The following is a 19580-nucleotide window of genomic DNA, read 5'->3' on the forward strand; positions in this document are numbered from 1 at the left end:
GCAAGGACAGTCAATCCGCGATGGTGCGATGGGAGCTGTTCCGCCGTGCGAAGATTCCGACACCGTGTGCCGTGGCCGGCCTGGGTTCCGCTGGGGCTGGCGACCGCCCTGGCCACTACCGTGCTCACCGCCCCGGCACCCGCCGCGGCCGCCGCGACAGCGGCCGGCGCCGTTCTCGACTCCGCCCACAGCAGCGTCGACTGGCAGAGCCCGGTCTACGCCAAGGGCACCGGCGGCGGCCCCGAGAGCTGCCCCGCCGCGGCCGCCGACCCCGACAGCAAGGTCTGTGACCGCTTCGACCTGACCGTCTCGGTGCCGGACGGCTACTGGGACGACAACCCCGAGGGCGGGGTACCGCTGTCGGTCAAGTGGGAGAAGCCCTCCGACGACTTCGACCTGTACGTCTACGACGACCACGGCAAGCAGGTGGCGTCCAGCGCCGGCACCGCCGACCCCGAGGCCACGGTGATCCCGCGCGCGTCGGGGACGTACCACGTCCTGGTCGTGCCGTACGACGTGCACGACAACTCCTTCACGGGCACCGCCTATCTGCCCGCGACCACGGACGCCGGCGATCTCACGTCCTTCACCGGCGGCAACGGGAGTTACACGATCGGCGCGGGCGCGCTCACCGCCCGCGCCGACTTCATGACGGGAGGGCGGCTCCGGCTCCAGGCGGACCCGTCGGGCTCGCTGAGCGATCCGGCCGGCACGGCCATCGTGCGCAGGCAGCCCGCGCTCCAACGGCACACCTCGTCCTTCGACGCGGGCGCCTACTACGGCGTCCGTTCCCCCGAAGCCGTGCTGCGCGTGTACAAGAAGCCGCTGCGGTTCGGGCTGTACAAGCCCGACAACCGCACCCGGATCTGGCAGGAGGACAAGCCGCTGCGCTGGTCGACCGGCGGGATGCGGCAGAGCCTCACACGGGGCACCGACGAGCAGTTCTTCGGCGGCGGCGAACAGAACGGCAGCTTCTCGCACCGCGGGCAGACCATGTACGTGGCCAACAGCTTCGACTGGAACGAGGGCGGCTACAACAACTCCCAGCCGTTCTACCTCTCCAGCGCGGGCTACGGCGTCTTCCGCAACACCTTCGCGCCGGGTGTGTACACCTTCGGCTCGCCGGTCACGACCGGACAGCAGGAACGGCGGCTGGACGCCTACTACTTCCTCGGCGACGCGAAGCAGGTCATCGGCAAATACACGGAGTTGACGGGCAAGCCCTTCATGCCTCCGGTCTACGGTCTCGAACCCGGCGACTCGGACTGCTATCTGCACAACGCCAACCGGGGCGAACGGCACACCCTGGACGCCCTGAAGGTCGCCGACGGCTACACCGAGAACCAGATGCCGCTCGGCTGGATGCTGGTCAACGACGGCTACGGCTGCGGGTACGAGAACCTGGAGCAGACCGCCAAGGGCCTGCAGGACCACTCCGCCCAGCTCGGTCTGTGGACCCAGGACGGCATCGACAAACTCGCCGACCAGGTCAAGGCCGGCCAGCGGGTGGCCAAGCTGGACGTGGCCTGGGTCGGCAACGGCTACAAGTTCGCGCTGGACGCCTGCGACGCGGCGAAGAAGGGCATCGAGGACAACAGCGACGCGCGCGGCTTCGTATGGCTGCCGGTGTCCTGGGCGGGCGCCCAGCGGTGCGGGGTGCTGTGGAGCGGCGACCAGAAGCTGTCCTGGGACTACATCCGCTGGCAGATCCCGACCTATGCCGGGGCGACCATGTCCGGCATCGCCTACAACACCGGTGACGTGGGCAGCATCTACCGGCACGACGCCAAGATGTACGCGCGGGACCTGCAGTGGAAGGCGTTCCTGCCGGCCATCATGACGATGGACGGCTGGGCGAGCGACATCACCACCGGCAAGCCCGCCGACCAGCAGCCGTGGCGGGACGGGGAGCCGTACACCTCGGTCAACCGCAAGTACCTGCAGCTGAAGGAGCGGCTGCTGCCGTACATGTACACCCTGTCCGCCGAGGCGGCGAAGACGGGCGTGGGCGCGGTGCGCCCGCTGTGGCTCGAGTACCCGGACGACCCGGACACGCTGGGCGCGCAGGCCAGGTACGAGTTCCTGTCCGGCCGCGACTTCCTCGTCGCCCCGGTCTACCAGGACTCCGACACACGCGACGGCATCTACCTGCCCAAGGGCACCTGGACCGACTACTGGACCGGCCGCACCTACCAGGGTCCCACCACCCTGAACGGCTACCACGCGCCGCTCGACACGCTCCCGCTGTTCGTGCGCGAGGGTGCGATCGTCCCCATGTGGCCCAAGGGCACGACGAGTTGGCAGACCCGCGACCGGCACGAGCTGGACTGGGACCTGTACCCGTCCGCCCACGGCACCAACCGCTACACGCTGTACGAGGACGACGGGGTGACCCGTGACTTCGCCAAGGGTGCCGCTGCCACCCAGCGCGTTTCGTTGCGCACCGGCGCCGACGGGACGACCGTCTCGGTCGGCGCGAGCAAGGGCGACTACGCGGGCAAGGCGGATGCGCGGACGTACCGGTTCACGGTGCACGGCAGGACGGCGCCGCAGCACGTCTACCTCGACGGGCGTCAACTGCCGGACTCCGCCTGGTCGTTCGACAGCGACAGCCGGGTGACGACCATCCGCACCCCGAGCCTGCCGCTCGGCCGCGGCTTCACTCTTCGTCTCACATGAGGAGCATCGAGTAAAGAACTCGTATGGTCTAGTCCAAAGAGACCTTTTGGACTAGACCAACCCATTGACGTGACCGCATCACCCCCCGGAGGCTGGGGCACCTCCCCACCCCACACCCCTCTGGAGGCACGCAGTGAGACGTCTTCGGGCATGCCTGGGAGCGGCGGCCGCCGTCGGACTGGCCGCCGCGGGCACGACCGCGCTCGTCGCGGGCAACGCCTCGGGCGCGACCACCGCACTGAGCAACCGGTGGTACGCCGCAGCCCCTTACCTGATGCCGCTGGACAACGATCCGCCGGACGCGGCCACCATCATGGATGCCACCGGCCTCAAGGCCTTCCAGCTGGCCTTCGTCCTCGCACCCAACGGCGGCGGCTGCTCCCCGACCTGGGGCGGCACGGCCCCGGTCTCCTCCGACACGGCGGTTCGGTCGGTCATCGACACCATCCGCGCCAAGGGCGGCGACGTCTCCGTCTCCATCGGCGGGTACGGCGGCACCAAACTCGGCCAGGCCTGCTCGGACGCCGCCTCCACGGCGGCCGCGTACCAGCAGGTCATCACCAAGTACGGGCTGCACGCCATCGATTTCGACCTGGAGGAGCCGGAGTACGAGAACACCGCGGCGATCAGGAACGAGATCGGCGCCGCGAAGATCCTGCAGCAGAACAACCCGGGCCTGTACGTGTCCGTGACCACGGCCGGCACGGCGGACGGGACCGGCTGGTTCGGCAAGCAGATGCTGCTGGAGGCCAAGTCGCAGGGGTTCACGCCGAACAACTTCTCCATCATGCCGTTCGACGGCGGCTTCAACGGTGCGGCGAGCCAGACCGGCGCGCTGACCAACTTCAACTCGATCCTGCAGTCCACATTCGGCTGGGACCAGGCGACCGCCTACGCCCACGAGGGCTTCTCCGGCATGAACGGCCGCAGCGACACCGGCGAGTACTTCACGCAGGCCGACTTCCAGACGGTGCTGGACTACGCCACCAGTCACAACATGGACCGGTTCACCTTCTGGTCCCTCAACCGCGACCGCCAGTGCACGCCAGCCGACAACGGCGGCCGCACGTCGGGCACTTGCTCCAGCGTCACGCAGAACTCCTGGGACTTCGCCAAGTACTCGGTGAAGTTCGCCGGGGTCACCCCGCCCACCCCCACGCCCACCCCCACGCCGACGCCGACGCCGACCCCGACGTCCTGCAAGACCGCCTGGAGTTCGACGACCGTGTACACCTCCGGCAACGAGGTCTCGTACAACAAGCACAACTGGAAGGCCAAGTGGTGGACCCAGAACGAGGTGCCCGGCGCCTCCGAGTGGGGTCCGTGGCAGGACGAGGGCGCCTGCTGAACCTCTTGACGCGTCTGGTTCAGACCTCTAACTTCACGGGTCACCGATGAACAAGGATGCGTTCAGCGTTCAGAATACTGAACGAACGGGTAGCTGAACGCCTGAACGCATCCTTCCGGCGGAAGGACCCCCCACATGACCCGCTCCCGGCTCCTCGCGGCCACGACCGCCGCGGGCTTCGCCCTCACCCTGACCGCCCTCGGCGGCAGCGCCGACGCGGCCGACCCCCATGTCGCACCCGGAGGCAACTTCGACCTGTCCATATGGCAGCTCCAGGAGCCCGTCGGCTCACCCGGCTCCCCGACCACCATCCCCTCGTCCCGGCTGCAGGGCGCGAACGGCTACCAGGACGCGTACTTCTACACCGACACCCGCGACGGAGCAATGACCTTCTGGGCGCCCGAGAAGGGCGTGACCACGCCGAACTCGAACTACGCCCGCTCCGAGCTGCGCGAGATGAACCGCAGCGGCAGCCCCGCCGACTGGCCGCTCGGCGGCTCGCACCGGATGAGTGCGACCCTGCGGGTGGTCTCGGTGACCAAGAACGTGTGCGTGGGCCAGATCCACCTCGGCTCCGGCGGCTCCTCCACCAAGCCGCTGCTGGAGCTGTACTACCACGCGAACGGCGACATCGTGCTGGGCACCGAGAACTCGCCGTCCGGCGGTCAGACACCGCACACCGTGGGGCACGTGCCGATCGGCAGGACGTGGAACTACACCATCGCGATCTCCGGCGGGAACACCGTCGAGCTGACCGTCAACGGCACCACCACCCGCTACGGCATCCCGTCGTCGTTCGCGCCGTACAAGCAGTACTTCAAGGCCGGCTCCTACAACCAGTCCTCCTCGGACAGCACCACGAACGGGGCCCGGGTCGCCTTCTACGGGTTGACCGTCCGGCACGGGTGACACGCGGCGCGACCTGCGCGACTGGTGCAACGGGGCGGACGGTCGTAGCGTCGAGATGCACGCGGTCGGACACGGCACGACGGGTGGGAGCGACCATGCGCGGATCATTGGCGGGAACAGCGGTCACCCTCGCCGCAGGGGCCATGCTGACAGCGGCCATGACCACGGCCGCGGCGAGCCCGCCCACCACGGCACCGAAGGCCGTTCCCCCGAAGCCCGTGCTGGTCGACTGCTTCTGGAACCGCCACGTCCGCCCGGTCGACTTCATCCTGGCCTGCGGCGACGGCAACAGCCGCCTGGTCGGGCTCGACTGGTCGAACTGGGGCTCCCGAGTGGCGACCGCCGATGGCCTGAACGCGGTCAACGACTGCAAGCCGTACTGCGCGGCGGGCACCTTCCACTCGTACCGGGTGACCGTCCTGCTGGACCGCCCGCGGCCGTGGACGAAGCACCCGGACACCGAGCACTACACCCGGATGAGCCTCATCTACGAGGGTGCCCGGCCGGAAGGCTTCCAGCAGGTCATGACCTACCCGCTCTGGGACTGACCGCCCGCGGCCCGTCACCCGCGCGGGCCGCTCGCGGCGCCATGTCGTGGGCCGCGCGGGCGACCCCGCGGCCCGGCTCCCCTGCCCGGTGACCGGCACACGGCCATCTTTGTGTGACCCCGCACTCCGGCGCCCCGCGCGCCGTACGAAGAGAGGTCACATGCCCCGACTCCCCCGCCCGGCCGGTGCGGCCGCGGCCGCGCTCGCGCTCGGCCTGATCGCGGCGGCGCCCGCCAGCGGCCACGAGCCGACCTTCACCGATGTACGCGTCGTGGCCCACTTCGGCCTGGCCGCCGGGCAGACGCCCGAGAACATCGCGCTCGAACCCGACGGCTCCGCCGACCTCACCTTCGCCCTCGCCCGGCAGGTCGCCCACGTGACGCTCGACGGCGACACCCGGATCCTCGCGACCCTGCCCGCCGTGGCCCGTCCGAACACGCCCGTCCTGCACGGCGCCGTCGTCACCGGCATCGCCCGCGGGAACGACGGCACCCTCTACGTCAACTACGCGACCGGCACCCGGGAGACCGGCATCTGGCGGATCCCGGCCGGCGGCGGCGCACCGCGGCAGATCGCCCAACTCCCGCCGGACGGGCTGCCCAACGGCCTGGCCCTGAACGGGCGCGACGGCGTGCTCTACGCCGCCGACTCCGTGCTGGGCACCGTCTGGCGCGTCCCCCGGTCGGGCGGCACTCCCACGGTGTGGGCGCGGGGCACCCGGCTCGCACCGGGCACGGTGCCGCCCGGCTCCGGGTACGGCGCCAACGGCATCAAGGTGCACCGCGGCGCGGTGTGGGTGTCCAACAGCGACCGCGGGACGCTGCTCCGCTTCCCCTTCGCCCCGGACGGCTCCGCGGAGCCGGTCGAGACCCGGGCCACCGGGCTCACCGGTATCGACGACTTCACCTTCCCCGGGCACGGCAGCACCGTGCTGGCCGCGCTGAACGGATCCAGCGAGCTGGCCCTGGCGCGCCGCGACGGCACGCACTCGGTGATCCTCACCCGTCGGGACGGGCTGTCCAACCCGACCTCGGTGGCCGTGCGCGGCCGGACCGTCTACGTGCCCGGCGCCGCGTACTCGACCAGGCGGGACCCGAATCTGCTCCTGGCCCGTCTGCGGCAGCTCTTCGGCCGCCTCTAGCCCGCTGTGCGCCCGCCGCGGCCGGGTCGGTGTGCCGGCCGCGGCGAGCGGCGTATCAGGCGATCTCGACCAGCAGGTCGCCGCCCTCCACCTGCTGGATCCGGTTGATGGCCAGCCGGGACACCCGGCCCGCCTTGGGCGCGGTGATCGTGGCCTCCATCTTCATCGCCTCGATGGTGGCGACCGTCGCGCCGGCCGCGACCTCGTCGCCCTCGGCGACCGCGAGCGTCACCACTCCGGCGAACGGCGCCGCCACATGACCCGGGTTCGCGCGGTCGGCCTTCTCGGTCACCGGCACGTCCGAGGCGGCCGCCCGGTCACGGACCTGGATGGGCCGCAGCTGACCGTTGAGCGAGGACATCACGGTGCGCATGCCGCGCTCGTCGGCCTCGCCGACCGCCTGCAGCTCGATCAGCAGCCGCACACCCGGCTCCAGGTCGACTGCGTACTCCTTGGCGGGACGCAGGCCGTAGAAGAAGGCCTTGCTGTCCAGGACGCTGGTGTCGCCGAAGCTCTGGCGGTGGGTGTCGAACTCGCGGGTCGGACCGGGGAACAGCAGACGGTTGAGGGTCGCCCGGGTCTCCTTCGCCAGCCCGTCGCGGTCCTCGGCGGACAGCTCCGGGGCCGGCTTGGGCTCGCCGCGGCCCTGGAGGGCCTTGGTGCGGAACGGCTCGGGCCAGCCGCCGGGCGGCGTGCCCAGCTCGCCGCGCAGGAAGCCGATGACCGAGTCGGGGATGTCGAACCGGTCGGGGGTCGCCTCGAAGTCCGCCGGGGAGACTCCGGCGCCCACCAGGTGCAGGGCGAGGTCGCCGACCACCTTGGACGACGGAGTGACCTTCACCAGCCGGCCCAGGATGCGGTCGGCGGCGGCGTACATGGCCTCGATGTCCTCGAAGCGGTCGCCGAGACCGAGGGCGACGGCCTGGGTGCGCAGGTTGGAGAGCTGGCCGCCGGGGATCTCGTGGTGGTAGACACGCCCGGTCGGGGAGGCCAGGCCCGCCTCGAACGGGGCGTAGATCTTCCGGACGCCCTCCCAGTACGGCTCCAGGTCGCCGACGGCCTGGAGGTCGAGCCCGGTGGGCCGCTCGGAGTGGTCGGTGGCGGCGACGAGCGCGGACAGCGACGGCTGCGAGGTCGTGCCGGCCATGGAGGCCACCGCGCCGTCCACCGCGTCGGCCCCCGCCTGGATCGCGGCGAGGTAGGTGGCGAGCTGGCCGCCCGCCGTGTCGTGCGTGTGCAGATGCACCGGCAGGTCGAACTCGCGGCGCAGCGCGGACACCAGCTTGGCGGCGGCCGGGGCGCGCAGCAGTCCGGCCATGTCCTTCACGGCGATGACGTGGGCGCCGGCCTCGACGATCTGCTCGGCGAGGCGCAGGTAGTAGTCGAGGGTGTACAGCCGCTCGGCGGGGTCGTTGAGGTCGGCGGTGTAGCAGAGGGCGACCTCGGCGATCGCGGTGCCGGTCTCGCGTACGGCGTCGATGGCCGGCCGCATCTGGCCGACGTCGTTGAGGGCGTCGAAGATGCGGAAGATGTCGATGCCGGTGGCGGCCGCCTCCTGCACGAAGGCGTCGGTGACCTCGGTCGGGTACGGGGTGTAGCCGACGGTGTTGCGGCCGCGCAGCAGCATCTGGAGGCAGATGTTGGGGACGGCCTCGCGCAGGGCGGCCAGCCGCTCCCACGGGTCCTCGGCGAGGAAACGCAGCGCCACGTCGTACGTCGCACCGCCCCAGCACTCCAGGGAGAGCAGCTCGGGCAGGGTGCGAGCGACGACCGGGGCGACGGCGAGGAGGTCCCTGGTGCGCACCCGGGTGGCGAGCAACGACTGGTGGGCGTCGCGGAAGGTGGTGTCGGTGACCCCGATGGTCGGCGACTCGCGCAGGTGCCGGGCGAAGCCTTCGGGGCCGAGGTCGACCAGTCGCTGCCGGGAGCCGGCCGGGGGCTCGCCGGCGGGCAGCGGCGGCAGCTTGGTGACCGGGTCGAGCAGGTCGGGGCGCTTGCCGTGCGGCTTGTTGACGGTGACGTCGGCGAGGTACGTGAGCAGCTTGGTGCCGCGGTCGGCGGAACTGCGGGCGGTCAGCAGGTGCGGGCGCTGCTCGATGAAGGAGGTGGTGACCCGCCCGGCCTGGAAGTCGGGGTCGTCGAGGACCGCCTGCAGGAACGGGATGTTGGTGGCCACGCCGCGGATGCGGAACTCGGCGACGGCACGCCGGGCGCGCCCGATGGCGGCCTTGAAGTCACGGCCCCGGCAGGTGAGTTTGACCAGCATCGAGTCGAAGTGCGCGCTGATCTCCGTACCGGCGTGGGTGGTGCCGCCGTCGAGGCGGATGCCGGAGCCGCCGGGCGAGCGGTAGGCGCTGATCCGGCCGGTGTCCGGACGGAAGCCGTTGGCCGGGTCCTCGGTGGTGATGCGGCACTGCAGGGCGGCGCCGCGCAGGGTGATGGTGTCCTGGGACAGGCCGAGGTCGGCGAGGGTCTGGCCGGAGGCGATGCGCAGCTGGGCCTGGACCAGGTCGACGTCGGTGACCTCCTCGGTGACCGTGTGCTCGACCTGGATGCGCGGGTTCATCTCGATGAAGACGTGGTTGCCGTCGCGGTCGAGGAGGAACTCGACGGTGCCCGCGTTGCGGTAGCCGATCTCGCGGGCGAAGCGCACGGCGTCGTCGCAGATCCGGTCCCGCAGCGCCGGATCGAGGTTGGGTGCGGGCGCCAGTTCGATGACCTTCTGGTGGCGGCGCTGCAGCGAGCAGTCTCGCTCGAAGAGGTGAATGACGTTGCCCTCGCCGTCGGCGAGGATCTGCACCTCGATGTGGCGCGGGTCCACGACGGCCTTCTCCAGGAAGACGGTCGGGTCGCCGAACGCGGACGCGGCCTCGCGGGACGCGGCCTCGATGGACTCGCGCAGCTGTGCGGGGTCCTCCACCCGGCGCATGCCGCGCCCGCCGCCGCCCGCGACCGCCTTGACGAAGACGGGGAAACCGATCTGCTCGGCGGCGCGGACGAGTTCGTCGACGTCGGTGGAGGGCTCGGACGAGCCCAGCACGGGTACGCCCGCCGCCCGGGCCGCGGCGACCGCACGGGCCTTGTTGCCGGTCAGCTCCAGCGTGTGCGCGCTCGGCCCGACGAAGGTGATGCCCGCCTCCTCGCAGGCGCGGGCGAGTTCGGGGTTCTCGGACAGGAAGCCGTAACCCGGATAGACGGCATCGGCGCCCGCCCGGCGAGCGGCGCCGACGATCTCCTCGACGGAGAGATACGCCCGCACCGGATGTCCCGGTTGCCCGATCTCGTAGGCCTCGTCGGCCTTCAGCCGGTGCAGCGAGTTGCGGTCCTCGTGCGGGAACACGGCGACTGTGCGCGCACCGAGTTCATAGCCCGCCCGGAACGCGCGGATCGCGATCTCTCCACGGTTGGCGACCAGCACCTTGCGGAACATCCTGGATTCCCTTCAGCTGCCTGCCGGCGACGAACACCATGGTGTCAGCCATGCCTTGCCGTACGTCGCGGCAACATTAGGGGTTGCCCGCACGTGTCGAAGTGCGAAAAGCGTCACATTGACGTGGTCCGGACATGCCAGTGGGGGCTGCCGCCCTCAGCAGGATGGGGTCAGTCCAGGTGGCTGCTGCCTCGATGAGCGCCCAATACTCCTCGAAGGGACGCGGTTCCCTCCCCCCACGACAGGAAAGGCAACCAGATGTCACGTCGGGCATGTCGGGCGCTGTATCGAGTCCGTCCGGGTATATCCGCTCTCACCGCCGTCACCGCAATGGCGGCCGCGGCCCTGCTCCAGTCACCGGTGGCGGCCGCGCAGTCCGCCCCCCGCGGCGGGGACGCCGGGCACGGCGCGTCCCGAGCGGCCGGTGCCCCGACGGGCATCAGCACCCTGGCCGACAAGTTGTCGTATCCCTGGGGTCTGTCCTTCCTGCCGAAGACGAAGAACGCGCTGCTGACGGAGCGCTACACGTCCACGGTGTGGCTTCTGAAGTCCGACGGCTCCAAGAAGAAGGCGGGCACGGTACCGAACACGGTCCGGCCGGACCCCGACCCCGCGATGGCGGACGGCGGGCTGCTGGGCGTGGCCCCCTCACCGACCTGGAACGGCACGACGGACAAGGACGTGTTCTTCGTCCACACCGTCGCCGACGGCACCCGGGTCGTGAAGATGCGCTTCGACGGAACTTCGCTCAGCGGCTACACCGTCGTGCTCAGCGGCATCAAGAGGGGCGGGGACCACAACGGCGGCACGATCGCCTTCGGCCCCGACGGATACCTGTACGTCACCACCGGCGACGCTCATCACAGCAGCCTGGCTCAGGACAAGAACTCCCTCAACGGGAAGATCCTGCGCATCACCAAGAGCGGTGCCGCGGCACCCGGCAACCCCTTCGGCAACCGCGTGTACAGCTACGGTCTGCGCAATCCCGAGGGCCTCGCGTGGGACGCCCGGGGCAGGCTGTGGGGAGGCGACATCGGCCATACCAAGTGGGACGAACTCAATCTCCTCTCGAAGGGCAAGAACTACGGCTGGCCCACCTGTGAGGGAGCGTGCTCCACCGCGGGAACGACCAACCCCAAGAAGGTCTGGAAGCCGGAGGACGGGGGCGTGCCCGCCCAGGTAGCGGTCGTCGACAACGCCGTCTATGTGACCACGCTGCTCGGGAAGCGGCTGTGGCGGTTGCCGATCGACGCGAGCGGTGTGGGCGTCGGCTCCGCGACGTCCTACTACACCGGTGCCTACGGACGGCTGCGCGCGCTGGCCAAGGTGCCGGGCGCCGACCAGTTGTGGATGGGCTCCAGCGGCAACGGCACGAGCAAGGACCGCATCCTCAAGGTCACCATCGGCTGACATCGGCTCCGGGCGCTGCGCCGGGCCGGCGCTCGAGCCGGCCCGGCGGAGCGCGTCACCGACCGTAGGCTCGAGCGCCCACTTAGTGGAAACACACCCGAACCTTCCAGATTCGATCACCAACTCTCGTATAGTGACCGCCAGTTCACTCTCGATAGTCGCTACGCCACCCGCCTGCCCCTGCTCACCCCTGCTCGCCCCTGCTCGCCCCCTCTGCCGCGAGGACCACACCGGACCGATGACCGTGCCCACGCATCCCGGCGAACGACCCTCCCTCCGTACGCTCACCGTCGCCCTCGCCGTGTCCGGTGCGCTCTCGGCGCTCGTGGTCCTCACGGCCGTGTCGGCCGCGCCGGACCCGGTGCGCGCGCCGCTGGCCTGGGGTGGGGGCACTGCGGCGGTCGTGCTCTGTGCCGCCGTGGCCACGGCCGCCCACGCCGGGCGCACGGCGCGGGGCACCCGGCGCAGGCTGGACAGCGCGACCCAGGACATCGGCCGGCTTCTGCAGCAGCAGGCCCGCACGACCGAGGAGAACCGTCGGGAACAGCAGCGACTCATCGACGAACTGGCTGCGCAGCAGGCGGAGTTCACGGCCGACCGGACACGACTCGCCGAGGAGGGCGCGCAGGAGCTGGACCGGGTCCACGGCGAGAACACCCGGCTGGCCGAGGAGTTGCGAAGGACTCGGCGCGAGCGGGCAGCGGCGCTCTCCGCGACCGCCGACGCGGCGGCCCGGATGCAGGCCCTCGCCACGGCGACCCTCGCGGATCTGCGGGCGATGGAGGACCGGCACACCGACGAGGACGTCCTGGCCGACCTCCTCCACCTGGACCACCGCACCGCCCGGGCCGGTCGGCTCGCCGACTCCGTCGCCGTCCTGACCGGCGCGCGCTCGGGGCGCAGGTGGGCGCGCCCCATAGGGATGGAGTCCCTGCTGCGCGGCGCGCTGGGCCGGATCGCCGGCTATCAGCGGGTGCGGGTCCACTCGGTCAGCGAAACCGCCGTCGCCGGGCACGCGGCCGAGGGCGTGATGCACGCGCTCGCCGAACTCCTCGACAACGCCGCGAAGTTCTCGGCGCCGACGGCCGAAGTGCACGTCTACGTCGAGGAGGTGGCGGCCGGGGTGCTCGTGTCCGTGGAGGACAGCGGCCTGGTGATGGGGGACGTACAGCTGCGCCGGGCCGAGCGGGCGGTCGCCGGTGACGTATCCGAGCTGGGCGGCCTGACGGGGACGCGGCTCGGGCTCGCCGTGGTCGGCCGGCTGGCCCGCAAGCACGGCCTGAAGGTGTCGTTCCGGCCGTCGGCGCGCGGCGGCACGGGCGTGCTGATGCTCGTCCCGCAGGAGATCCTCGTCGGCCCCGCCACACGTCCGGATGCCGGCCGGCCGGCCGAGCCGACGGTCGGCGCGGGCCCCTCCCCGGTCCACGAGTCCCCCTCGCCCGCCGCGGGCGAGGGCCCGGCCGGGCTGCCCAGGCGGAACCGCGGCCGCACTCTCGCCGAGGCCGAACGGTCCCATCCGGCGCCCCCGAGCAGCGCGCCACACCCGGCACCGGGCACCGACGAGGCCAGGACCCGGGCCACCCGCTTCAGCGCCTTCCGGCAGGCCGTCCGCCCCGCCGCCGGGTCGGCCGACGAGCCCGGGCACAGCTCCCCCTCCTCCCACCCGCACGCGCACCCGGAAGGCGACGCCACCTCATGAACGGCCCGAGCACCGCCGACGAGACGCTCACCTGGCTCCTGGAAGGGCTGCTGGACAGGACACCGGGGGCGCGGCATGCGCTCGTGCTGTCCCGGGACGGGCTGAGGCTTTGCCGGTCGCCGGAGTTGAGCCCGGACCGGGCCGACCAGCTCGCCGCGATCGCCGCCGGGGTCCAGTCGCTGTCGCGCGGGGCGTCCGCCGAGTTCGGTGACGGCAGCGGAGGTGTGCGCTCGGCGATGACCGAGTTCTACGGGGGCGTGCTGTTCATCGTCGAGGCCGGCGCGGGCGCCCACCTGGCCGTCGTCACGACGGAGGAAGCGGACCCCGGGGTCGTCGGGCACCACATGACCGAGCTGGTCGAGCAGCTCGGCGAGCACCTGACCGCTCGACCCCGTACCTCATGAGCCGGCCCGGCAGGGACGACGCCCCCGACCGCCTGTACACCCTCACCCAGGGACGCAGCCGGACCGGCCGCGACAACCCTTTCGACCTGGTCACACTGGTCGTCGCCGAGTCGGAGCCGGCGGCAGGCATGCAGTCGGAGCACGCGGCGATCCTGCGGATGACCGAGTTCCCCGCGTCGGTGGTCGAGATCGCCGCCGAGCTGCGCCTGCCCGTCGGCATCACCAAGGTGCTGCTGTGCGACCTGCTGGCGGCGGGCCGGGTCAGCGCCCGTCATCCGCGCCCGCCGGCCGTCGCCGACCCGGCCATCCTGGAGCAGGTGATCGTTGCGCTCCGCAACCTCTGACCGACAGGAGTCCGTGTGATCCCCGGCGCCGTCCCCTTGACCGGCCCCCGCTTCCAGACCGAGCCGGCCCGCCTGTACCGGGAGATGCGGGACGAGCACGGCGCCGTGGTCCCCGTGCTGCTCGACGGCGGCGTGCCGGCCTGGCTGGTGCTCGGGTACCGCGAACTGCACCAGGTGACCGGCGACCCGGTGCTGTTCAGCCGGGACTCCGGCCTGTGGAACCAGTGGGCGAACATCCCGGACGACTGGCCGTTGCTGCCGATGATCGGCCACCGGCAGCCGTCGATCCTCTACACCGTCGGCGAACGGCACCGGCAGCGCGCCGCGGTGATCAGCGACGCGCTGGAGGCGGTGGACCCCTCCGAACTGCGGTCCCACGCCGAGCGGTTCGCGGACGAGCTGATCGACGCGGTCTGCACCGCGGGCGAGACCGACCTGGTCGCCCACTACGCGGTGCTGCTGCCGGTGCAGGTCCTCGCCCGGCTGGTCGGCTTCCCGGACGAGGACGGCCCGGGTCTGGTCACCGCCCTCAACGACATGATCGACGGAAGCGAACGGGCCCTGGCCGGCCAGGCCCATCTGGCCGCCTCCATGCGGCAGTTGCTCACCGACCGCAAGCAGAGGCCGGCGGACGACGTGGTCTCCCGGATGCTCGCCGGCGACGGCGGCTTCACCGACGAGGAGATCGCGCAGGACCTGATGGTGATGATGGCGGCCGGGCACCAGCCGACCGCCGACTGGATCGGCAACTCGCTCCGCCTGATGCTCACCGACGACCGGTTCGCCGCCTCCCTGTTCGGCGGGCAGGGCAGCGTCGCCGAGGCGATGAACGAGGTGCTGTGGGAGGACACGCCCACGCAGAACGTGGCCGGCCGCTGGGCCACCCGAGACACCCACCTCGGCGGCCGCCCGGTCCGGGCCGGCGACCTGCTGCTGCTCGGGCTGCAGGGCGCCAACTCCGATCCTCAGGTCCGTACCGACGCCGCCGCGCTGACCGGCGGGAACAGCGCGCACTTCGCGTTCGGCCACGGCGAGCACCGCTGCCCGTTCCCCGCGCAGGAGATCGCCGAGGTGATCGCGCGCACCGGTGTCGAGGTCGTACTGGACCGGCTCCCGGACATCGACCTGGCGGTGCCCGCCGAGTCCCTCACCCGCCGCCCCTCGCCCTGGCTCAGGGGACTGACCCAGCTGCCCGTCCGGTTCACGCCCGTACCCGTCCTCTGATCCCGCGTCGCCCGCCAGAACGACCTGTTCGAGCTGCCGGTCCGGCTGAACGGCCGAGTTGACTTCGAGTGCGCTCCAAGTCATAGCGTCGCAGACACCCCGGCACGCGAAGGTCACATCGCCCGGCCTCCCCCACGGGATGCCGGGTTCCGGAATCCGTCGCTAGATGGATGAGGGCCTCCGTGCCGTACGGAACGACGATCATATGTGCAGGAAAGGCTGGGACACCTCATGCGACAGCGCAGTCTGCGGGATCTCCAGGTATCGGCCATCGGCCTCGGGTGCATGGGCATGTCGGCCTTCTACGGCACCACGGACCAGGACGAGGGCGTCGCCACCATCCGGCGGGCCCTGGAGCTCGGCATCGACTTCCTCGACACCGCGCAGCTCTACGGCCCGCTCACCAACGAGTCGCTGGTCGGCGAGGCGATCCGGGGACACCGCGACGAGTACGTCATCGCCACCAAGTTCAACTACCGGATGGACAACGCCGTACCGGGGGACATGAGCACGGTGGGCCGGCAGGACGGCTCGGCCGAGCACGTCCGCAGCTCCGTCCACGGCTCGCTGGAGCGGCTCGGCACGGACTACATCGACCTCTACTACCAGCACCGGGTCGACCCGGACGTGCCCATCGAGGAGACGGTCGGCGCCCTGGCCGAGCTGGTCGCCGAGGGCAAGGTGCGGCACATCGGGCTGAGCGAGGCGAGCGCGGACACCATCCGGCGCGCCCACGCCGTCCACCCGATCACCGCCGTGCAGACCGAGTACTCGCTGTGGACGCGGGACCCGGAGGCCGAGGTGCTGCCGGCCTGCCGTGAACTCGGCATCGGCTTCGTGCCGTACTCCCCGCTCGGCCGCGGCTTCCTGGCCGGCCGCTTCTCCTCCCCCGCCGAGCTGGACGAGAACGACTACCGGCGCACCAACCCCCGCTTCACGGACACCAACTTCGAGGCCAACCTCCGGCTCGCCGAGAAGGTGAAGGAGATCGCCGCGGAGAAGGACGTGACGCCGGCGCAGCTGGCCATCGCCTGGGTGCTGGCACAGGGCGAGGACCTGGTCCCGATCCCGGGCACCAAGCGCCGTGCCTACCTGGAACAGAACGCGGCCGCGGCCGACATCGAGCTGTCCGAGGAGGACCTCGCCCGCATCGACGCCGAGCTGCCCGAGGCAGCGGGCGCGCGGTACGACGAGGCCGGGATGCGCTCGGTGAACCGCTAGCCGACCCGGCCGGGGGCACCCCTGCGACGGCGCCTGGCGTAGGCGACGGTCAGGACGGCGAGCAGGGGACCCCACAGGATCAGGGGCGTGTAGCAGACGTAGAAGGAGACAGCCTCCCAGCCGCCCGTCCGGCTGGGGAAGTCGTCGGGCAGCTTCCCGCCCCGGATCGTCCGGCCCATGATCTGGGTGGTGAGGGTCAGGACCGTCCAGAGCAGAGTCAGGACGGTGGCGCCGAACGCGGCCGGGACCACGGCCGCGCTCACCGGGACCCGCCGGCCGCGCAGGTACGGCACCCACCTCGGGAAGACCTCGCCCCAGCGGGCGATCAACCCGAACGCGGTGAACGCGACGGCCTCGGAGAAGAGCGACAGGAACACGATGTAGGCCCGCTCCCCGATCCCGATACCCGGGTCGAACGCGGCCGGCAGGCGCCACAGGCCGGCGGGCAGAACGGTCAGCGGCACGGCGCAGGCGACGAGCCGCATCCGCCGGGAGACTCCCTCGACGGGCTCGTGGGCCGCCCGCCACGCGGCGCGCAGGCGTTCCGGGCGGGCTGTGGTGGGCGCGTTCGGCGGCGGCTGCATGCGTGCTCCTCGGTGTCAGAGGCCCGGCGGACCCGTCCGGTACCGAAGATCGCAGCGGGGGCACCCCTCACGAATCGCGCTGCGGGCCGAACCACCCTCCGCCGTATGGGGGACGAGCGCGTCGCGCCCGGGAACGAGGGAGCGGGCGGCCGCCACGGACCGACCGTGTGTCCGTCGTGACGTCCTGTTCCCGCCCCTCCACGTGCCGTACGGCTCGTCCGGGAGCACGCTGGTAGGCATGAGGCTCCGGCAGAGGGGCGCGGGTGCGCAGCAGTCGTGGCAGTCGGCGCATGCGCTGCTGCTGCTCCCCATCCTGCTCATCGTGGTGATCACCGTGGTGGACATCCGCTCTCCCGAGAACATCCATCTGGGCCCGGCCCTGGTCATCGCCCCGGCGCTCACACCGTCGTTCGCCGGGCCCCGCACCACGGCGTTCGTGGGGGCGCTCGCGCTGGCCGCCCAGACGCTGATCGCCTTCCTCCACGGGGGGATCGCCACCTCGAACCACATCGTGCAGCTCGTCACCCTCGCCGTGCTCTCGGTGATGTGTGTGGTCTACAGCGCGGTACGTGAGCGCCGCCAGGCCCAGCTGGCTCAGGTACGCACGGTCGCCGAGGCCGCACAGCACGTGCTGATGTGGCCGCTGCCCGAGCACATCGGCCCGCTGCGGATCGCCTCCCTGTACCTGGCCGCCGAGGACGAGGCACAGATCGGCGGCGACCTGTACGCGGTGACCCGCGCAGAAGCCGCGGTGCGGGTGCTGATCGGCGACGTACGGGGCAAGGGACTGCCGGCCATCGGGGAGGCGGCCCTGCTGCTCGGCGCGTTCCGGGAGAGCGCGCACCGCAACGTCGCGCTGGCGGACCTGGCGGCCGGTCTCGACCAGAGCATCAGCCGCTACGCCACCGAGCTCGAGACGGAGGAGGAGGCGGGCGAGCGCTTCGCCACCGCCCTGCTGGTGGAGATCCCGGACGAGGATCAGGTCACCCTGATGACCAGCTGCGGCCATCCCCCGCCGCTGCTGCTGAGCCCGGGGCACGCGGTCACGGTCCCGAGCCTGCACCCGTCGCCGCCCCTCGGCGTGCACGGGAACACCGATCACACGCTGGACGTGTTCTCCTTCGAGCCCGGTGACACGCTGCTGCTGTACACCGACGGTGTGGTGGAGGCCCGGGACGCGCAGGGCCGGTTCTATCCGCTGGCGGAGCGGGTGGCGCGCTGGACGGACGACAGTCCGGAGGCGCTGATGCACCATGTGCGGCGCGACCTGCTCGCCCATGTGGGCGGCCGGCTGGACGACGACGCCGCCCTCATAGCCCTGCACCGCACGCCCGTCGATCGCCGCCGCCACCACGGACGCGAAGGCGCACGGCTGCTGACCCATGACGCCTAGGAGCCCTTGTCGCTCCACTGCTGTGCACACGTTCAACAGCCTTTGCGCCGATGTTCAGTTCCGGAGGTGGTCCGCCCCGGCCGGTCGTTGCGAGAATCTCGGGCGCCCCGAGAACAGGGAGTTCCGATGTCCGTACGACACCTGCTCGCCGGCCTCGCCCTGCTGCCGGCTCTCGCGTTCCCCGCCACCGCCGCGCAGGCGGCCCAGGCCGACCCGCCGCAGGCCCGCTTCGACCTCCAGGCCCACCGCGGCGGTCTCGGTATGACGACCGAGGAGTCGCTGGAGGGCTTCGGCAAGGCGATGCGGCTTGGGGTGTCCACGCTGGAGCTGGACACCCACGTCACCAAGGACCTGAAGGTGGTCGTCAACCACGACCGGCAGATCAGCGGCGTCAAGTGCCGAGACACGGGCCCGGTCACGCCCGGCGACCCGCTGTACCCGTATGTGGGCAAGTACATCAAGGACCTGACGCTCGCTCAGATCAAGACGCTGGACTGCGGCTACCAGCAGCTGCCCGGCTTCCCCGAGCAGGAGGTCGTCAAGGGCTTCCGGATGGTGGAGCTGAAGGACGTCCTGGACCTGGTCAAGAGCTACCACGCCAGGCAGGTCAAGCTGAACATCGAGACCAAGGTGGAGGCGGGCGCGCCCGAACAGACCGCGCCGCGCGAGGTGTTCGTCCGCCGGGTGTACGAGGAGATCCACCGCTCAGGCATCGAGCGGCAGGTCACCATCCAGTCGTTCGACTGGGGCGCGCTGAAGCTGATGCACCGACTGGCACCGCGCTGGCCGCTGGTGGCGCTGACGAACTACGACTTCCTGCAGGTGGGCCGGCCGGGCGCGTCCCCGTGGCTCGGCGGGATCGACGCCGACGACTACGGCGGTGACTTCGTGAAGGCCGCCGCCACCGTCCCCGGGGTCACGACCCTCTCCCCCAACTACGGTTTCCCGCAGAACGGGAAGGTCGGCGACCCCGGCTTCCGCTTCTACTCGGACGCGGCGATGGTCGCCGAGGCGCACGCCCGCGGCCTGAAGGTGGTCCCCTGGACCTGCGACGACCCGGCGACGGTGGAGGCGCTGATGGACTTCGGCGTCGACGGGATCATCACCGACTACCCCGACCACGTCCGGCAGATCATGGCCGGCCGCGGGATGCGACTGCCCCGCCCGTACTACCCGCACGGCCGGTCCTGAACGGCCCGGAAAGCCGCGAGCCCCGCCCCGAGTGGGGGCGGGGCGGGACTGCGCC

At 71.4% G+C, this 19580-nt stretch carries 15 protein-coding genes; 13 read left to right on the plus strand and 2 right to left on the minus strand.

Translation table 11 applies throughout. From position 1 onward, the window contains the following. Positions 1 to 45 precede the first annotated feature (45 nt). The 5 genes from AC07DS_RS00505 (at position 46) to AC07DS_RS00525 (ending at position 6625) form a co-directional block, all read left to right on the plus strand. Positions 46 to 2679 carry a glycoside hydrolase family 31 protein gene (locus tag AC07DS_RS00505; RefSeq protein ID WP_479141294.1) on the plus strand — a complete coding sequence of 878 codons (2634 nt, stop codon included), beginning with the start codon at positions 46 to 48 and terminating at the stop codon, positions 2677 to 2679. 133 nt (positions 2680 to 2812) lie between these two features. Then, positions 2813 to 4027, plus strand: coding sequence for a chitinase (locus AC07DS_RS00510; protein WP_479141296.1), 1215 nt, complete (start codon positions 2813 to 2815; stop codon positions 4025 to 4027). A 135-nt stretch (positions 4028 to 4162) separates the two neighbouring features. After that, positions 4163 to 4936, plus strand: coding sequence for a polysaccharide lyase family 7 protein (locus AC07DS_RS00515; RefSeq protein WP_479141298.1), 774 nt, complete (start codon positions 4163 to 4165; stop codon positions 4934 to 4936). Between the two features lie 95 nt (positions 4937 to 5031). Beyond that, positions 5032 to 5484 carry a hypothetical protein gene (locus tag AC07DS_RS00520; protein WP_479141299.1) on the plus strand — a complete coding sequence of 151 codons (453 nt, stop codon included), beginning with the start codon at positions 5032 to 5034 and terminating at the stop codon, positions 5482 to 5484. A 160-nt stretch (positions 5485 to 5644) separates the two neighbouring features. Further along, complete coding sequence (locus AC07DS_RS00525; RefSeq protein WP_479141300.1) at positions 5645 to 6625, plus strand: SMP-30/gluconolactonase/LRE family protein; 981 nt, start codon at positions 5645 to 5647, stop codon at positions 6623 to 6625. A gap of 55 nt (positions 6626 to 6680) precedes the next feature. Here the strand turns inward: AC07DS_RS00525 and AC07DS_RS00530 are convergent, their stop codons facing one another. Beyond that, positions 6681 to 10055 carry a pyruvate carboxylase gene (locus tag AC07DS_RS00530; protein WP_479141301.1) on the minus strand — a complete coding sequence of 1125 codons (3375 nt, stop codon included), beginning with the start codon at positions 10053 to 10055 and terminating at the stop codon, positions 6681 to 6683. Between the two features lie 330 nt (positions 10056 to 10385). Here AC07DS_RS00530 and AC07DS_RS00535 point away from each other — a divergent pair, with 330 nt between their 5' ends. From AC07DS_RS00535 to AC07DS_RS00560, 6 genes are all read left to right on the plus strand, one after another. After that, positions 10386 to 11465: a PQQ-dependent sugar dehydrogenase gene (locus tag AC07DS_RS00535; RefSeq protein ID WP_479141302.1), complete on the plus strand. Its 1080-nt coding sequence runs from the start codon at positions 10386 to 10388 to the stop codon at positions 11463 to 11465. Positions 11466 to 11703: 238 nt separating this feature from the next. Beyond that, positions 11704 to 13164: a sensor histidine kinase gene (locus tag AC07DS_RS00540; protein WP_479141304.1), complete on the plus strand. Its 1461-nt coding sequence runs from the start codon at positions 11704 to 11706 to the stop codon at positions 13162 to 13164. Then, entirely contained in the window at positions 13161 to 13568 is a 408-nt protein-coding gene (locus AC07DS_RS00545) for a roadblock/LC7 domain-containing protein (protein WP_479141305.1), read from the plus strand. Before AC07DS_RS00540 ends, AC07DS_RS00545 begins: the two co-directional genes overlap by 4 nt. Beyond that, positions 13565 to 13912 (plus strand): DUF742 domain-containing protein, encoded by a 348-nt coding sequence (locus AC07DS_RS00550; protein WP_479141306.1) that lies wholly within the window; start codon positions 13565 to 13567, stop codon positions 13910 to 13912. The genes AC07DS_RS00545 and AC07DS_RS00550 overlap by 4 nt, the downstream gene beginning before the upstream one ends. A gap of 15 nt (positions 13913 to 13927) precedes the next feature. Next, the gene (locus AC07DS_RS00555) at positions 13928 to 15136 is read left to right on the plus strand and encodes a cytochrome P450 (protein WP_479141307.1); all 1209 of its coding nucleotides are present in this window, start codon (positions 13928 to 13930) and stop codon (positions 15134 to 15136) included. 231 nt (positions 15137 to 15367) lie between these two features. Then, entirely contained in the window at positions 15368 to 16357 is a 990-nt protein-coding gene (locus tag AC07DS_RS00560) for an aldo/keto reductase (RefSeq protein WP_479141308.1), read from the plus strand. On the opposite strand, the gene AC07DS_RS00565 is transcribed toward AC07DS_RS00560, so the two are convergent. Next, positions 16354 to 16941 (minus strand): hypothetical protein, encoded by a 588-nt coding sequence (locus tag AC07DS_RS00565; RefSeq protein WP_479141309.1) that lies wholly within the window; start codon positions 16939 to 16941, stop codon positions 16354 to 16356. The genes AC07DS_RS00560 and AC07DS_RS00565 overlap by 4 nt on opposite strands. 238 nt (positions 16942 to 17179) lie before the next feature. On the opposite strand from AC07DS_RS00565, the gene AC07DS_RS00570 reads away from it, so the two are divergent. Further along, the gene (locus tag AC07DS_RS00570; RefSeq protein ID WP_479141311.1) at positions 17180 to 18334 is read left to right on the plus strand and encodes a PP2C family protein-serine/threonine phosphatase; all 1155 of its coding nucleotides are present in this window, start codon (positions 17180 to 17182) and stop codon (positions 18332 to 18334) included. A 126-nt stretch (positions 18335 to 18460) separates the two neighbouring features. Continuing rightward, positions 18461 to 19525 carry a glycerophosphodiester phosphodiesterase family protein gene (locus AC07DS_RS00575; protein WP_479141313.1) on the plus strand — a complete coding sequence of 355 codons (1065 nt, stop codon included), beginning with the start codon at positions 18461 to 18463 and terminating at the stop codon, positions 19523 to 19525. Positions 19526 to 19580 lie beyond the last annotated feature (55 nt).

This window comes from Streptomyces sp. NPDC044064 (assembly GCF_056434245.1).

What these genes read in the sequence shown, in the direction of transcription:
- AC07DS_RS00515 (WP_479141298.1), top strand. Translation starts at nt 4,163, where the DNA reads ATGACCCGCTCCCGGCTCCTCGCGGCCACGACCGCCGCGGGCTTCGCC.
- AC07DS_RS00520 (WP_479141299.1), top strand. Translation starts at nt 5,032, where the DNA reads ATGCGCGGATCATTGGCGGGAACAGCGGTCACCCTCGCCGCAGGGGCC.
- AC07DS_RS00525 (WP_479141300.1), top strand. Translation starts at nt 5,645, where the DNA reads ATGCCCCGACTCCCCCGCCCGGCCGGTGCGGCCGCGGCCGCGCTCGCG.
- AC07DS_RS00530 (WP_479141301.1), bottom strand. Translation starts at nt 10,055, where the DNA reads ATGTTCCGCAAGGTGCTGGTCGCCAACCGTGGAGAGATCGCGATCCGC.
- AC07DS_RS00535 (WP_479141302.1), top strand. Translation starts at nt 10,386, where the DNA reads ATGGCGGCCGCGGCCCTGCTCCAGTCACCGGTGGCGGCCGCGCAGTCC.
- AC07DS_RS00540 (WP_479141304.1), top strand. Translation starts at nt 11,704, where the DNA reads ATGACCGTGCCCACGCATCCCGGCGAACGACCCTCCCTCCGTACGCTC.
- AC07DS_RS00545 (WP_479141305.1), top strand. Translation starts at nt 13,161, where the DNA reads ATGAACGGCCCGAGCACCGCCGACGAGACGCTCACCTGGCTCCTGGAA.
- AC07DS_RS00550 (WP_479141306.1), top strand. Translation starts at nt 13,565, where the DNA reads ATGAGCCGGCCCGGCAGGGACGACGCCCCCGACCGCCTGTACACCCTC.
- AC07DS_RS00560 (WP_479141308.1), top strand. Translation starts at nt 15,368, where the DNA reads ATGCGACAGCGCAGTCTGCGGGATCTCCAGGTATCGGCCATCGGCCTC.
- AC07DS_RS00565 (WP_479141309.1), bottom strand. Translation starts at nt 16,941, where the DNA reads ATGCAGCCGCCGCCGAACGCGCCCACCACAGCCCGCCCGGAACGCCTG.
- AC07DS_RS00570 (WP_479141311.1), top strand. Translation starts at nt 17,180, where the DNA reads ATGAGGCTCCGGCAGAGGGGCGCGGGTGCGCAGCAGTCGTGGCAGTCG.
- AC07DS_RS00575 (WP_479141313.1), top strand. Translation starts at nt 18,461, where the DNA reads ATGTCCGTACGACACCTGCTCGCCGGCCTCGCCCTGCTGCCGGCTCTC.